This window comes from Bordetella sp. BOR01 (assembly GCF_019218885.1).
Lineage (GTDB): Bacteria > Pseudomonadota > Gammaproteobacteria > Burkholderiales > Burkholderiaceae_B > Bordetella_A.
Map to the genome: position 1 here is coordinate 132,738 of NZ_JAHUWT010000003.1, position 14,189 is coordinate 146,926.

The 14,189-nt window shown below is 68.6% G+C and carries 16 protein-coding genes; 7 read left to right on the forward strand and 9 right to left on the reverse strand.

From position 1 onward, the window contains the following. Positions 1-66: 66 nt before the first annotated feature. From KW845_RS15445 to KW845_RS15455, 3 genes are all read left to right on the forward strand, one after another. Entirely contained in the window at positions 67-549 is a 483-nt protein-coding gene (locus tag KW845_RS15445) for a TRAP transporter small permease subunit (protein ID WP_218370173.1), read from the forward strand. Then, positions 542-1,867 (forward strand): TRAP transporter large permease, encoded by a 1,326-nt coding sequence (locus KW845_RS15450; protein WP_218370174.1) that lies wholly within the window; start codon positions 542-544, stop codon positions 1,865-1,867. The genes KW845_RS15445 and KW845_RS15450 overlap by 8 nt, the downstream gene beginning before the upstream one ends. Before the next feature lie 152 nt (positions 1,868-2,019). Continuing rightward, entirely contained in the window at positions 2,020-2,745 is a 726-nt protein-coding gene (locus tag KW845_RS15455) for an enoyl-CoA hydratase/isomerase family protein (RefSeq protein ID WP_218370175.1), read from the forward strand. A gap of 15 nt (positions 2,746-2,760) precedes the next feature. Here the strand turns inward: KW845_RS15455 and KW845_RS15460 are convergent, their stop codons facing one another. The 4 genes from KW845_RS15460 to KW845_RS15475 form a co-directional block, all read right to left on the reverse strand. Further along, on the reverse strand, positions 2,761-3,501 hold the full coding sequence (locus tag KW845_RS15460) for a 1-acyl-sn-glycerol-3-phosphate acyltransferase (protein WP_218371388.1): 741 nt from the start codon (positions 3,499-3,501) through the stop codon (positions 2,761-2,763). A gap of 103 nt (positions 3,502-3,604) precedes the next feature. Then, positions 3,605-4,000: a Holliday junction resolvase RuvX gene (gene ruvX, locus KW845_RS15465; RefSeq protein WP_218370177.1), complete on the reverse strand. Its 396-nt coding sequence runs from the start codon at positions 3,998-4,000 to the stop codon at positions 3,605-3,607. Beyond that, positions 3,993-4,601, reverse strand: coding sequence for a YqgE/AlgH family protein (locus KW845_RS15470; RefSeq protein WP_218370178.1), 609 nt, complete (start codon positions 4,599-4,601; stop codon positions 3,993-3,995). Before KW845_RS15470 ends, ruvX begins: the two co-directional genes overlap by 8 nt. Positions 4,602-4,662: 61 nt before the next feature. Next, on the reverse strand, positions 4,663-4,827 hold the full coding sequence (locus KW845_RS15475; protein ID WP_003814980.1) for a rubredoxin: 165 nt from the start codon (positions 4,825-4,827) through the stop codon (positions 4,663-4,665). Between the two features lie 168 nt (positions 4,828-4,995). Here KW845_RS15475 and KW845_RS15480 point away from each other — a divergent pair, with 168 nt between their 5' ends. From KW845_RS15480 to KW845_RS15495, 4 genes are all read left to right on the forward strand, one after another. After that, positions 4,996-5,796, forward strand: a complete 801-nt coding sequence (locus tag KW845_RS15480) for a bifunctional hydroxymethylpyrimidine kinase/phosphomethylpyrimidine kinase (protein WP_218370179.1) — start codon at positions 4,996-4,998, stop codon at positions 5,794-5,796. Then, positions 5,793-6,485 carry a thiamine phosphate synthase gene (thiE, locus tag KW845_RS15485; RefSeq protein WP_218370180.1) on the forward strand — a complete coding sequence of 231 codons (693 nt, stop codon included), beginning with the start codon at positions 5,793-5,795 and terminating at the stop codon, positions 6,483-6,485. The genes KW845_RS15480 and thiE overlap by 4 nt, the downstream gene beginning before the upstream one ends. Positions 6,486-6,489: 4 nt before the next feature. Next, a complete protein-coding gene (gene hemL / locus KW845_RS15490) occupies positions 6,490-7,770 on the forward strand; it encodes a glutamate-1-semialdehyde 2,1-aminomutase (protein ID WP_218370181.1) in 1,281 nt (426 codons plus the stop codon). Between the two features lie 186 nt (positions 7,771-7,956). Then, a complete protein-coding gene (locus KW845_RS15495; RefSeq protein WP_218370182.1) occupies positions 7,957-9,576 on the forward strand; it encodes a DUF342 domain-containing protein in 1,620 nt (539 codons plus the stop codon). A 19-nt stretch (positions 9,577-9,595) separates the two neighbouring features. Here the strand turns inward: KW845_RS15495 and KW845_RS15500 are convergent, their stop codons facing one another. The 5 genes from KW845_RS15500 to KW845_RS15520 all read right to left on the reverse strand — a co-directional run bounded on the left by KW845_RS15500 (position 9,596) and on the right by KW845_RS15520 (position 14,189). Then, entirely contained in the window at positions 9,596-10,000 is a 405-nt protein-coding gene (locus tag KW845_RS15500; protein WP_218370184.1) for a RidA family protein, read from the reverse strand. A 4-nt stretch (positions 10,001-10,004) separates the two neighbouring features. After that, entirely contained in the window at positions 10,005-10,427 is a 423-nt protein-coding gene (locus KW845_RS15505; protein ID WP_218370186.1) for a thioesterase family protein, read from the reverse strand. A gap of 14 nt (positions 10,428-10,441) precedes the next feature. Continuing rightward, positions 10,442-12,082 carry an AMP-binding protein gene (locus KW845_RS15510; protein WP_218370187.1) on the reverse strand — a complete coding sequence of 547 codons (1,641 nt, stop codon included), beginning with the start codon at positions 12,080-12,082 and terminating at the stop codon, positions 10,442-10,444. A 78-nt stretch (positions 12,083-12,160) separates the two neighbouring features. Continuing rightward, on the reverse strand, positions 12,161-13,330 hold the full coding sequence (locus tag KW845_RS15515; protein WP_218370188.1) for an acyl-CoA dehydrogenase family protein: 1,170 nt from the start codon (positions 13,328-13,330) through the stop codon (positions 12,161-12,163). A 1-nt stretch (position 13,331) separates the two neighbouring features. Continuing rightward, positions 13,332-14,189, reverse strand: a complete 858-nt coding sequence (locus KW845_RS15520) for an enoyl-CoA hydratase family protein (protein WP_218370189.1) — start codon at positions 14,187-14,189, stop codon at positions 13,332-13,334.

Consider the following 14,189-nt stretch of genomic DNA (forward strand, 5'->3'; position numbering starts at 1 on the left):
GCACAAAAGGAGACCGGGGTGACGACGTTTGGCAAATGGATAACGCGGTGCAGCACGGTGTGCGCCATGATGGCGACCGTGCTGCTGCTGGCGGCGATCGGCGTGCTGACCTGGATGGTGCTGGTGCGCAGCCTGGGCTACCAGAATTCCTGGGAACTGGAGACCAGCATCGAAATGATGGTGATCGCCATCTTCCTGGGGGCGCCCTACACGCTGCACACCGGCGGGCACGTCAAGATGGAGATCCTGGAGGCCGTGCTGCCGGAATCGGCGCGCCAGGCCGTGCGGTTCGCCGCGCAGGCGACCGGCCTGGCCGTATGCGTGTACCTGGCATGGTCCGGCTTCCTGATGGCGCTGGACGCCTACCGGTCGGGCGAGCGCGCGCTGGGCGTCTGGCAGCCGCTGGTCTGGCCCAAGTACGCCTCGGTGCCGCTGGGCATGGGCCTGACGGCCCTGCAATACCTGGTAGAGATGCGCTGGCCGCGGCTGCACAGGCCGGCGCCCGCCGCCGCGCTGCCCGCGCCGCCCCTGGAGAAACTGCATGACTGAGCTGCAAATCGGCGCGTTGTTGTTCGTGGTCACCTTCGCGGTGCTGTTTTCCGGCATTCCCATCGCCTTCGGCCTGACCGCCGTGTCCATCGCGTTCCTGGCCTGCTTCGGCGAGCCGGGCGCGCTGGAGGCCGTGGCCAAGACCTTCATCGGCGAACTGTCCAACTTCGCCCTGCTGACCCTGCCGATGTTCGTGGTGCTGGGAGCAGCCATCGGCATGTCGCGCGCGGGGCGCGACCTGTACGAATCGCTGCATCGCTGGCTGTGCCGGGTGCCCGGCGGCCTGGTCATCGCGAACATCGTCGGCTGCGGGCTGTTCTCGGCGATGTGCGGTTCCAGCCCGGCCACCGCCGCCGCCATCGGCAAGGTCGGCATCCCCGAGATGCTCAAGCGCGGCGTGCCGGCCCGGCTGGCCACCGGCGCGATCGCCGCCGGCGGCACCCTGGGCATCCTGATTCCGCCATCGATCACTTTCATCGTGTACGGCATCGTCACGCACACCTCGATCGCGCGGCTGTTCCTGGCCGGCGTGGTGCCGGGCCTGGCGCTGGTGGTCGTGTTCGCAGTGTATTCGTGGCTGGCCAGCCGCGCCGGCCTGCGCCGCGCGGGCGCCGGCGCGGCGCCCCAGGAGTCGTACACGCTGGCCGAGAAACTCTCGGGCCTGCTGCGCACCCTGCCCTTCCTGGCCATCATCGTCGCGGTCACCGTGTTCATGTACGGCGGCTTCGCCACGCCGTCCGAAGTCGCCGCCATCGCGGCCTTCCTGGCGCTGGCGCTGGTCGCAGTGGTGTACCGCGGGCTGCGCCTGGCCGACCTGTGGGCCATCATGCGCGATGCCACGCGCGAGTCCAGCATGATCCTGCTCATCATCGCCGCGGCGGCCTTGTACGCGTACATGATGTCCTATCTGTACGTCACGCAGAGCGTGGCCGACTGGATGTTCGGATGGCAGCTGAGCAATTGGCAGCTCATCCTGGTGCTCAACCTGTTCCTGCTGCTGGCGGGCTTTTTCATGCCGGCGGTCTCGGTCATTCTGATGAGCATGCCCATCATGCTGCCGGTGCTGCAGCAAGGCCAGATCGACCTGGTGTGGTTCGCGGTGATCCTGACCATCAATCTCGAGATCGGCCTGATCCATCCCCCGCTGGGGCTGAACCTGTTCGTGATCCGCGGCGTGGCGCCCGAGGTGCCGCTGCGCGAAGTGATGTGGGGCACGCTGCCTTTCGTGGTCATCATGGTGCTGTTCATCGTGCTGCTCACGGTCTTCCCCGGCATCGCCACCTGGCTGCCCGACCGCCTGATGGGCCCCGGATATTGACCCACCCCCGAAGCGCTGCGCGCTCCCCCCTCAAGGGGGCGACGCTGGCGGACCGGCGAAGCCGGCTCCGCGGCGTCCCCGATCGAGCTGCACCTATTTTCATTCCGATCGGGTTGCCTTTCTCGGGACGACTGACATGATTGGAGCTTTGCATGAACCACGATACCGATGGCGCGCCGGTGCTCGAGATCGACGGGCCGCTGGCCCGGCTGCGCCTGTGCCGCCCGCGCCAGCACAACCGGCTGGATCCCGCCGACCTGCCGGTGATGCTGGACCACCTGGAACGCGTCGCGCGGGCCCCCGGGCTGCGCGTGCTGGTGCTGACCGGCACCGGCCGGCAGACCTTCAGTTCGGGCTATACGCTGGCCGCCATCCGCAACGAACTCGACGACCGCTTCGAGCGGGTACTGGATACGCTGGAGCACTTGCCGCTACCCGTGGTCTGCGCGCTGAACGGCAGCGTCTACGGCGGCGCCACCGACCTGGCGCTGTGCTGCGACATCCGTATCGGCGTGCGCGGCAGCCGCCTGTTCATGCCGGCCGCGAAATTCGGGCTGCACTACTACCCTGGCGGCCTGCGGCGCTATGTGGCCAACCTGGGGCTGCCGACCGCCAAGAAACTGTTCCTCAGCGCGCGCACCATCTATGCCGAAGACATGCTGCGCATCGGCTTCCTGACCGATCTGGTCGAAGCCACGGAGCTCGACGCCGCGGTGGACGGCTACGTGCAGAGCCTGCTGGAGTGCGCGCCGGGCGTGGTGGCATCGATGAAGGCGGCGCTGAACCGGATCGCCGCGGGCGAGGCCGACCCGGCGCAGTTGCGGGCAGCCTACGAGGCATCGCTGCGTTCGGAAGAACTGGCGCGCCGGGTGGGATAGCGCCGGGGTATGCCGTTACAGCGCGGCCGCGATGGCCTCGCGGGCCTGCCGGGACAATTCCAGGCGGGTGGCGGGGTGGCCGTCGGGCCCCTGGCCGGACAGCGGCGGCAAGAATTCCACTTCGACCGACAGGCCGGTGGCGCCCAGCACGCGCCACAAGTTCGCCGCCAGGGTCTCTTCGCCCACGAACGCTGCCAGCGGGTTGCGCTGGCCGTGCTGCAGAAAACGCAGCACCACCGGCTGGATGGGCACGCCCGCGGCGCGGGCCGGCTCGAACAGGCTGGCGTGGAAAGGGCGCACCATGTCGCCCTCGCTGGTGGTGCCCTCGGGAAACAAGCCCACGGCCACGCCTTGCCGGAACCGCGCCTGCACCGATTCGCCCACCGCATGTACCGCGTGGCGCTGGCCGCGCTCGATGAACAAGGTGCCGGCACCGGCGGCCAGCCAGCCGATCAGCGGCCAATTGCGGATCTCGCTCTTGGCCACGAAGGCCGTGGCCCGCACCGAATTGACCACGAAGATATCGATCCAGGACACATGGTTGGCCACCCACAGCACCGGGCCGGCCAGCAAGGGGGTGCCGCTTTGCACCACGCGAATACCGCACATGGCCATCAGGCACCGCGACCAATGGCGGTTCAGCCCGGCGCGCGCGGGCAATTGCATGAACGGATAGACCAGGCCCACGCACAGCAGGCCGAAAATGATCCACGGCGCCACCAGGACCAGACGCAGGACGACACGCGGCAACTTCAGCAAGTGTGGGGCTCCCAGGCCGCACCGGCGCCCACTCGTGTGGCGCGCCGCCGGCCGGCCAGCATCATACTCGCGATCGACGACAGGACGAGACGGTCGCGGTTCATGGCAAGGCGTCGAGATAGCGCTGCAGGATCACCGCGGCCGCTACGGCATCGTCGGGCGCGTGCGTGCCCAGCAAGCGCTGGGCTTCCATGCTGGAGCCGCGCTCGTCGACCAACTCGACGGCCAGCCCGAAACGGCCGTGCAATTGGTTGGCGAAACGCCTGCAGCGTGCGGTGGCGGGCTGTTCGGCGCCATCGGTGGCCAGCGCCAGCCCCACGATGGCGCGTTGCGGCTGCCATTCGTGCAGCAACTGCGCGATACGCCCGAAGCGCGCCTCGCGCGTTTCCGAAAAGATGATCTCGAGGGGCCGCGCCTGCCGCGTCAATGTATTGCCGATCGCGATGCCGATTTTCTTTTCGCCGAAATCGAATGCCAGCAGGGTTTCTTCAGGCATGCCCCGCACCGCCGGACAGCATCACGGGATCGACGCCCAGCAGCTTCAAGGCGGCCGGGTAGCGATCTTCGGGCGGCACGTCGAAAATGATATCGGCATCGGCGCCCACGCTAAGCCAGGCGTTCTGCGCCATTTCGCTTTCAAGCTGGCCGCCTCCCCAGCCTGCGTAGCCCAGGGTAACCAGCATGCGCGCCGGGCCGTTGCCGTCGGCCACGGCCTGCAATACGTCGCGCGAGGTGGTCAGCGCCAGTTCGCCCAGCTTGATGCTGGAACTGTAATCACCGGCCGGCGCGTGCAGCACGAAGCCGCGGTCGGTTTGTACCGGCCCGCCGAAGAACACCGGCGAGTCTTTCACCGGCCGGATCTCGAGCTTGAGGTCGATGCGCTCGAACAAGCTGGCCAGGGTAAGGTCGGTGGGCCGGTTGATGACCAGGCCCAGCGCCCCCCGCACCGTGTGTTCACAGACATAAATGACCGACCCCGCCAGGCTGCCCTCGACCATCTGGGGCATGGCGATCAGGAACTGGTTGGAAAAATCGGTGGCCGGCGCGTCGTTGGCGTCTTCGTCGTCGGCTTGCGTATCGTGGTTTTCGTCGGTCATGGCAACCCCTTGGGATCGGACACAGGAGGCTGGGCCGCTGGCGGCCGGGACGCCCGCGCGATCAGATTTCCATCAGTTCGAAGTCTTCCTTGCGGGCGCCGCATTCAGGACAGACCCAATTGGGCGGCACATCTTCCCAACGGGTGCCGGGTGCGATGCCTTCGTCGGGCAAGCCTGCCTCTTCATCGTATACCCAACCGCAAATCAGACACATCCAAGTACGCATGGTTCTCTTTTCTCTGTTACATCGACTGGCGCCCGTCCCCGGAAGCGGGCAAAGCGCGAGGCGCATCCATTAGAATGGGGCAATCTTACCGAAACCCAATAGGGGTTGCCCGATTTGCCCCAGCGCAGCCGGAGCCTTCCCCATCTTTTCGCGCAGCACGTGGCCCTTGTGACTCCCCCCCTTATCCTGATTTTCGGGCCTATCGACCCCTCTGGCGCCGACGGCCTGCCCGCCGACGCGGTAACCTGCGCGCGCCTGGGCTGCCACGGCCTGGCCGCGGCCACCGCCCTGACCGTGCAGGATACCGCCGGCATCGAAGAAATCCACCCCGTGTCGCCCGACCTGCTCGACGACCAGGCCCGCTGCCTGCTCGAAGACATGCCCGTGCAGGCCATCAAGGTCGGCGGGCTGTTCAGCGCCGAGGCGGCCAGCGTGGCCGCCCAGGTCGCCGCCGACTACAACCAGGTGCCGCTGGTGCTGCATCTGGGCCAGCGCGGCCTGCCGGCACACGATGCCGCCTCGCAGGACGACGCCGACGACTTGCTGGCCGCCACGCTGGAACTGGTGCTGCCGCAAACCGACCTGGTGGTGGTCGAACACCTGAAACTGGCGCAATGGCACGCCGATGGCGACATCGATATCGGCGACGCGCCCAGCCCGATGCACGCCCTGGTGGCGGGCGGGGCGCAGTGGGTGCTGGTGCTGGGCGCTCCGGTGCGACCCGGGCACCATGCCAACGTCCTGCTGGGCCCGGACGGCCAGACGGCCACCTGGCCCTGGCAAGCCCCTCCTGAACGCAATGGCGATACCGGCGGAGTGGCCGCCACGGCCGTCGCGGCCATGCTGGCCCAGGGGCTGGACGTGCCCAAGGCTGTCGAACAGGCGCTGCGCCATGCCGACGAAACCGTGGGCGCCGCCTTCCTGGCCGGCATGGGCCGCCGCATTCCCAACCGCATCGGCACGCCATGAGCGCGGAGCACGAAGGTACATCGACGCCCCCGCTGCGCTTTCCGGCCGGACTGTATGGCGTCACCCCCGAATGGGACGATACCGACCGCCTGCTGGACGCCGTGCGCCAGGCGGCTGCCGGCGGCATGACCGCCCTGCAGTTGCGCCGCAAGGACGCCACCGCGGCGCAGCGTGCCGGGCAGGCCCGCGCCCTGGCACCGCTGTGCCGCGAACTGGGAGTGGTGTTCCTGGTCAACGACCACTGGCGGTTGGCCCTGGAAGTCGGTGCCGACGGCGCCCACCTGGGCCGCGACGACGGCGACCTGGCGCAGGCGCGCGCCCAGGCCGGCCCCGGCCTGATCCTGGGCGCATCCTGCTACGACGATCTGGCGCGGGCGCGCCATTTGCTTGATTCCGGTGCCGACTACATCGCGTTCGGCGCGGTATTCTCTTCATCGATCAAGCCGCAGGCGGTGCGCGCACCGCTGGCACTGCTAGGGCAGGCACGCGAACTGGCCGAGGGCCACGGCGCGCCGCGGCCCGCCGTGGTAGCCATTGGCGGCATCACCCCCGCCAACGCAGGGCAAGTGGTCCAGGCGGGCGCCGACAGCATCGCCGTCATCACCGGGCTGTTCCAGGCGCCCGATATCCGCCAGGCCGCGCGGGCCTGCGCGGCGCCCTTCACCGTCCATTCTCACTACAAGCCGTAACACCATGAGCAACGCCCAACTTTTCGATCGTGCCTGCCGCAGCATTCCCGGCGGCGTCAATTCACCCGTCCGTGCCTTTCGCTCGGTGGGCGGCACGCCGCGCTTCATCAAGCGCGCGCAGGGCCCCTACGTATGGGACGAAGAAGACACCCGCTACATCGACTACGTCGGCTCATGGGGCCCGGCCATCCTGGGCCACGCGCATCCCGAAGTGGTCCAGGCGGTGCGCGATGCCGCGCTCGACGGCCTGTCGTTCGGCGCGCCCACGCGGGCGGAAGTCGAACTGGCCGAAGTCCTGATCGACCGCCTGCCCTCGCTGGAACAAGTGCGGCTGGTCAGTTCGGGTACCGAGGCCACCATGACGGCCATCCGCCTGGCGCGCGGCGCCACCGGCCGGGCCAAGATCGTCAAATTCGAAGGCTGCTACCACGGGCATTCCGACAGCCTGCTGGTCAAGGCCGGCTCGGGCCTGCTGACCTTCGGCAACCCCAGCTCGGCCGGCGTACCGCCCGAGTTCGTCGCGCACACGCTGACCCTGGAATACAACAATCTGGATGCGGTGCAAACCGCTTTTACGCAGCATGGCGCCGAGATCGCCTGCGTGATCGTCGAGCCGGTGGCCGGCAACATGAACCTGATCAAGCCGGCAGCCGGCTTCCTGCAGGGCCTGCGCGAGCTCTGCACGCAACATGGCGCCGTGCTGATTTTCGATGAAGTCATGACCGGCTTTCGCGTCGGCCCGCAGGGCGTGCAGGGCTTGTCCGGCGTCAAGCCCGACCTGACCACCCTGGCCAAGGTCATCGGCGGCGGCATGCCGGTGGGCGCCCTGGGCGGCCGGGCCGACCTGATGGCCCACCTGGCGCCGCTGGGCGGCGTGTACCAGGCCGGCACCTTGTCGGGCAACCCGGTGGCGGTGGCGGCCGGCCTGGCCACGCTGCGCCTGATCGGCCAACCCGGTTTCTACGAGCGCCTGGCCACGCAGACCCTGCGCCTGACCGACGGGCTGCGCCTGCGCGCCCAGGCCGCCGGCATTCCGTTCGCGGCCGATGCCATCGGCGGCATGTTCGGCCTGTATTTCCGCGACACGGTGCCCGCATCGTTTGCCGAAGTGGCCGCCGGCGACGCCCAGGCGTTCAAGCACTTCTTCCATGCCATGCTGGATCGCGGCGTACATTTCGCACCGTCGGCCTTCGAGGCCGGCTTCGTGTCGGCCACGCACGACGACGCCGTCATCGACGCAACGCTGGACGCCGCCGAGGCGGTATTTGCCGGCATGAAGGCCTGACCGGCCGCCGCTGCCGGCAAGCCGCGCCGCAAATCGCGGTGCCTGGCACCCTGGGGTGCCAGCTCCCTCCCCTTGCGTTCGCCTGGATACCCCCTCGCCCCTATATTTATCATAATATTTCTGTGTTTTACTGATTGAACGGCATCGCTCCCCGCGTGGACAGCGGTCCGCACAGAAGAGGGCGACATGCACAACGAGGCACTGCAGCTTGCGCTGGATCCCGGCACGCACGTGCTGGCCGCCACCTACGCCGCGCCGGGCGACAAGGCGGCCAGCCCCACGTGGGACGAACTGGCCGCGGCAGTGCAAGCGCGGGGCTGGGGCCCCGAGGTACTGGACCACGCCCGCGTGGCGGCGTTCCTGGCGCAGTGCCGCGAAGCCGATGGCCCGGTCACCGGCGCCGTCGGCCAGGTCCATGACGGCACGCTGCGCATCGAGCTTGAACCCGACCGCATGCGCGCCCTGCTGACGCTGACGGCGCCGCGCGGCGGCCGTGCCGTCACTCGGGAAGACATTGCCGCGGCGCTGGCCGCACAGGGGGTGGTGGCCGGCATCGATCACTCAGCCGTGCGCGACGCATCGGGTTTGGGCCGCTGCGAGGCGCTGCCCGTGGCGCGTGGCACGCCCGCGCAGGCGGGCACGCCAACGCGCTTCGAGAGCCTGGTCAAAAACCCGCTGGCCCGGGTGCACGATGACAATGCGCCGGTCGATTACCGCGCGTTGGGCAGCCTGGTGCTTGTGCAGCCGGGCACGCCGCTGGTGCGGCGCATTCCTGCGGTGCCAGGCGTGGCCGGCCTGGACGTCCTGGGCCGGCCGGTAGCCCCCGAACCGGTGCCCGATCTGCCCTTCGCCACGGGCTTGCACGGCGTGGCCGCCGACGAACAGGATGCCGACCTGCTGCGCGCAACGGTGGCCGGCGCTCCCATGCTGCTGCCGCAAGGCGCGCAGGTGAATTTCGTCGTGGAAGTCGACGCGGTCGACCTGCAGTCGGGCAACATCGATTTCGACGGCACGCTGCGCGTCAAGGGCGATATCACCGCCGGCATGGCAATACGGGTCAGCGGCGATATCGTCGTGGCAGGCACGGTCGAGGCCGCCCACATCCAGGCCGGCGGCAGCCTGACCGTGAACGGGGGGATCATCGGCATGGCCGGGCCCGCACCGGGCGACAGCGCCATCGGACCGCGCGCCGCGCACGTGCACTGCGCGGGCTCGGTCAAGGCGCGCTTCATCGAGCACGCGATGGTCAGCGCAGGGCAGCAAGTGGCGGCCGAACGCGAAATTCGCCATAGCCGCGTACTGGCGGGGCACAGCGTCATGGTGGGCCCGCCCGGATCGCAACAGGGCGCGATCACGGGTGGCGAAGTGTGCGCCCTGCATACGGTGCGCGCGGGCACGCTGGGGTCGATGGCCGCTGTGCCCACCGTGGTGCGCGTCGGGCTGGACCCGCACGCCGAAACGCAACGCACCGCGCTGAAAACCGAGCGCCACCGCCTGGACGAAGAGAAGGCCAAGCTGGAAAAACTATTGATGTTCCTGCGCCTGCATCCGGAAAAAGCCACCGGGGACATCGAGGATCGGGCCCGCAATACGCACGCCAAGGTCTGCGCCGACCTGCAAGACCTCGATCGCCAGGAAGCCGAACTGGAACAGCGGCTGCAGCCGCTGCAATCGGCAATGATCACCGCCGCCAAGCGCTACTACGGCGGCGTCACCCTGCAAGTGGGCGTGAAGGTGCGCACGCTGCTGGAAGACCAGCCCGGCGGCAAGGCCTGCCTCGAGGCAGGCCAACTGGCTATCCGCTGACGCCCGGCCCCGCCAGGCATCAGGCCGGGATCACGGCGGTGACCTCGATCTCGACCTTGGCGCGGTCTTCGATCAGGCCGGCCACCTGGAACGCCGTCATGGGCGGGAAATGGCGCCCGACCACTTCGCGGTAGTGCTTGCCGATCTCGGGATACGAGGCCACGTACTCGGCCTTGTCGGTCACGTACCAGGTCATGCGCACGATGTGCTCGGGGCCGCCGCCGCCTTCGGCCAGGATGGCCACGATGTTCTGCAGCGTTTGCCGCACCTGGCCGGCGAAGTCGTCGGTCTCGAACTGCTGCTGGCCGTTCCAGCCGATCTGCCCGCCCACGAACACCAGGCGGTCGCCCACCGCAAGCTGCGTCATCACGCCGTTCGAGTACCCGCGCGGCGCCATCCAGTCGGGCGGTTGCAGAATCTTCATGGGATCATCCTGTAGTAAGAAACGCCTGAATGCGCAGGCGCAGGTCGTCGGGAATAGCGGTAGAACGCATGGTGCGCAGGTCCACCGTCACGATAGTCAGCGCGGCCTTCAGCCGCAGCCCGCCGTCGGGCCCCAGGAAGCGCACATCGGCCGTGAACGACGCGCCGCCGATGCGCCGCACGGCCAGTTCCTGGCGCAGCTTCTCGTGCCAGCGGCTGGGCGCGGTGAAGTCGCACTGCACCGATGCCAGCGGCGTGCCGATCTTGCGGTCGACATGCAGCGCATGAAAAGGCAGGCCCATGCCCTTGTCGAACCACTCTTCGACGAAATCGTTGATCATCTCGAAGTAGCGCGGGTAAAACACGATGCCGGCCGGATCGCAATGCCGGAAGCGCACTTCCACTTCGCTGACAAAGGGCTTTGCCATGGCGGTCCAGCGTCCTAGGCCAGCTTGCGCAGCGCGAAACGCTGCAGCTTGCCGGTTTCGGTGCGCGGCAGCGCATCGACGAACACAATGGCGCGCGGGTATTTGTACGGAGCGATGGCAGCCTTCACGAAAGCCTGCAACGCCGCCACCAGTTCGGGGCCGGCCGTGAAGCCGGGCTTGAGCACGACGAAAGCCTTGACCAACTGGCCGCGCTCGTCATCGGGGGCGCCGACCACGCCGCATTCGGCCACGGCCTCGTGGCGCAGCAGGGCGTCCTCGACTTCGGGGCCCGCGATGTTGTAGCCCGCCGAGACGATCATGTCGTCATTGCGCGCCTGGTAGAAAAAGTAGCCGTCGTCGTCCTGCACGAAAGTGTCGCCCGGCAGGTTCCAGCCCTGCTGCACGAACCGGCGCTGGCGCTCGTCGGCCAGGTAGCGGCAGCCGGTGGGGCCCTTAAGGGCCAGCCGGCCCGGCGTACCATTGGGCACGGGCTGCATGTTCTCGTCCACCACGCTGGCCACATAGCCGGGCACCACCTTGCCGATGGCCCCCGGGCGCACTTCGTCGGGCGGGCTGGACACGAAGACATGGATCATCTCGGTGCCGCCGATGCCATCGATCATCTCGATGCCGGTGGCCTGCTTCCATAGCTGGCGCGTGGCGTCGGGCAGGGCCTCGCCGGCGGACACGCTTTTCTGCAGCGAGCCGATGTCGTACTGGTCGGCAAGCGCCGCCATCTGGCGATAGAAGGTGGGCGCCGTGAACACGACGGTAGCGCGAAAGTCCTGGATCAGTTCCAGCAATCCGGCGGGCGTGACCTTCTCGGCCAGCACGGTGCTGGCGCCCACGCGCAGCGGAAAGCACAGCAGTCCGCCCAGCCCGAACGTGAAGGCCAGGGGCGGCGTGCCGCAGAAGATGTCATCGGGGCCGGGGCGGATGATGTGGCGCGGGAACAGGTCGCACATGGCCAGCACGTCGCGATGGAAGTGCATGCAGCCCTTGGGCAGGCCGGTCGTGCCGCTGGTGAATGCGATCAGGCAGATGTCGTCGGCCGCCGTATCGCAGGCTGCGAAGTCATCGGGCTTGGCGGCCGCGCGCGCGTCCAGTGCATCGGGGGCAGGGTCGTTGAACAGCATCACCTGCCGCAGCCCCGGGCAATGATGCTCGTGGCCGGGCTGCATGCAGTACTGCGCTTCGGCGCGCAGCTGGGCATCGCACAGCACGGCCGACACCTGGGCCTTGTCGATGATCTGCTTCAGTTCCTTGGCGCGCAGCAGCGGCATGGTGGGCACCGTCACCAGCCCCGCCTTGATGGCGGCCAGCCAGGCGGCGGCCATCATCGGGTTGTTGGGGCCGCGCAGCAGCAGCCGATTGCCCGGCACCAGTTTCATGTCGTCGACCAGCACGCCGGCGATGCGATTGCTTAGCGCCTGCAGTTCGGCATAGGTCATCGTGGCGGCTGCGCCATCGCGGCGCCAGCGCAGGGCCACGCGCCGGCCATGGCCGCGGGCGACCATGGCGTCGACCAGTTCCACGGCGCAATTCACGCGCGCAGGGTAGGCCACGTCGGGGCTGTCGAGCAGGAACTCGGGCCATTCGTCAGCGGGCGGCAAGTGGTCACGGGCGTAAGTATCCAGGTGGGCAGAATGTTCCATGAAAATCCCCTTGGCAATGCAATGGCTGGCTGCTCAGGGCCTGGCCTGTTCGGGCTTGGCCTTGGCCTGTTCGGGCCCTTAATCTTTCAGCAGCTCTCTGGCAATGATCAGTTTCTGGACCTCGGTCGCGCCTTCGTAGATACGCAACGCGCGTATCTCGCGGTAGAGCTTTTCCACCGGCATGCCGGACACCACGCCGGCCCCGCCGAACATCTGCAAGGCGCGGTCGATGACGGCCTGCGCCGATTCGGTGGCGGCCATCTTGGCCATGGCCGCTTCGCGCGTGGTGCGCACGCCCTGCACGTCGCGCGCCCAGGCGGCGCGGTAGGTCAGGAGCGCGGCTCCGTCGATCGCGGTGGCCATGTCGCCCAGGGCGGCCTGCGTCAGTTGCAGGTCGGCCAGGGCCTGGCCGAACATGCGGCGGCCGCGGGCGCGCGTCACGGCTTCGTCCAGGGCGCGCCGGGCAAAGCCCAGGGCAGCGGCCGCCACCGAGGCCCGGAAAATGTCCAGCGTCATCATGGCCAGCTTGAAGCCCTGGCCGGGCTCGCCCAGCCGGTGCGTGGCGGGAACGCGGCAGTTGTCGAACGCCAGCGTGGCCAGCGGATGCGGCGCCATGACGTCGATGCGCTCGGCGATCTCGAAACCCGGCGTGCCGGCCTCGACCACGAACGCACTGATGCCGCGCGCGCCCGGGGCCTCGCCGGTGCGGGCGAACACGCAATAGAAATCGGCGATGCCGCCGTTGGATATCCAGGTCTTGGCGCCATCGAGCACGTAGTGATCGCCGTCGGCCCGTGCCGTGCAGGACAGGGCAGCCACATCAGAGCCGGCGTCGGGCTCGGACAGCGCGAACGCCGCGATGGCCTGGCCGCTGGCCACGCGCGGCAGGTATTGCCGGCGCAGCGCGTCGGACCCCATCAGCGCAATGGCGCCGCTGCCCAGGCCCTGCATGGCCAGCGCGAAATCGGCCAGGCCGTCGTGCCGCGCCAGGGTCTCGCGCAGGATGCACACCATGCGCGAATCGATCTGCGGCAGCGCGCCGCCCCAGGCGCCGTCGGGTCCGGCAGGCACGCAGTAGCGCAGCCAGCCGGCCCGGCCCAGCGATGCCACCAGCCTGCGGCAGGCCGCATCGGTGTCGCGATGATCGATATCGGCCAATCCGTCTACGCACCAGGCCTCCAGCTCGCCTGCCAGGTCGCGGTGGCGGTCATCGAAGAACGGCCAGTCCAGCCATGTCGTGTCGGCCACATCAGTCTCCTTCGAATACGGGTTTGCGCTTGGCCACGAAGGCCTCGTAGGCGCGGCGGAAATCGCGCGTCTGCATGCAGATGGCCTGGGCCTGGGCCTCGGCCTCGATGGCCTCGTCCACACCCATGTTCCATTCCTGGTGCAGCAGCTTCTTGGTGACACCATGCGCGAAGGTGGGGCCGGCCGCCAATTGCGCGGCCAGCGACTGGGCCGCTTCCAGCAGCCCGGCGCTTTCGTGCAGGCTGTTGAAGAAGCCCCATTGCGCGCCCTCGCCGGCATTCATGGCGCGGCCGGTGTACAGCAGTTCCGAGGCCCTGCCCTGCCCGATCACGCGCGGCAACAGCGTGCAGGCGCCCATGTCGGCACCGGCCAGGCCCACCCGCGTGAACAGGAAAGCGGTGCGCGCGGCCGGCGTGCCCAGCCGCAGGTCGGAGGCCAGCGCCATCATCGCGCCCGCGCCCGCGCACACGCCATCGACCGCCGCCACGATGGGTTGCGGGCACGCACGCATGGCCTTGACCAGGTCGCCGGTCATGCGGGTGAAGTCCAGCAGCTCGGGCATGCTCATGCGCGTCAGCGGTCCGATGATCTCGTGCACGTCGCCGCCCGAGCAGAAGTTGCCGCCCGCGCCGGTGATGACCACCACCTTGATATCGGTGGCGTACACCAGCCCGCGGAACAGGTCGCGCAGCTCGGCATACGAATCGAAGGTCAGCGGGTTTTTGCGCTCGGGCCGGTTCAGCGTCACGGTGGCCACCTTGCCGTCGGACGACACCTGCCACAGGAACGTGCGGGCGGCGTGATCGGCATAGGGGCGCCGGTGATGCTTCATGGTGTGCTCGGGGGACGCGGTATTCAT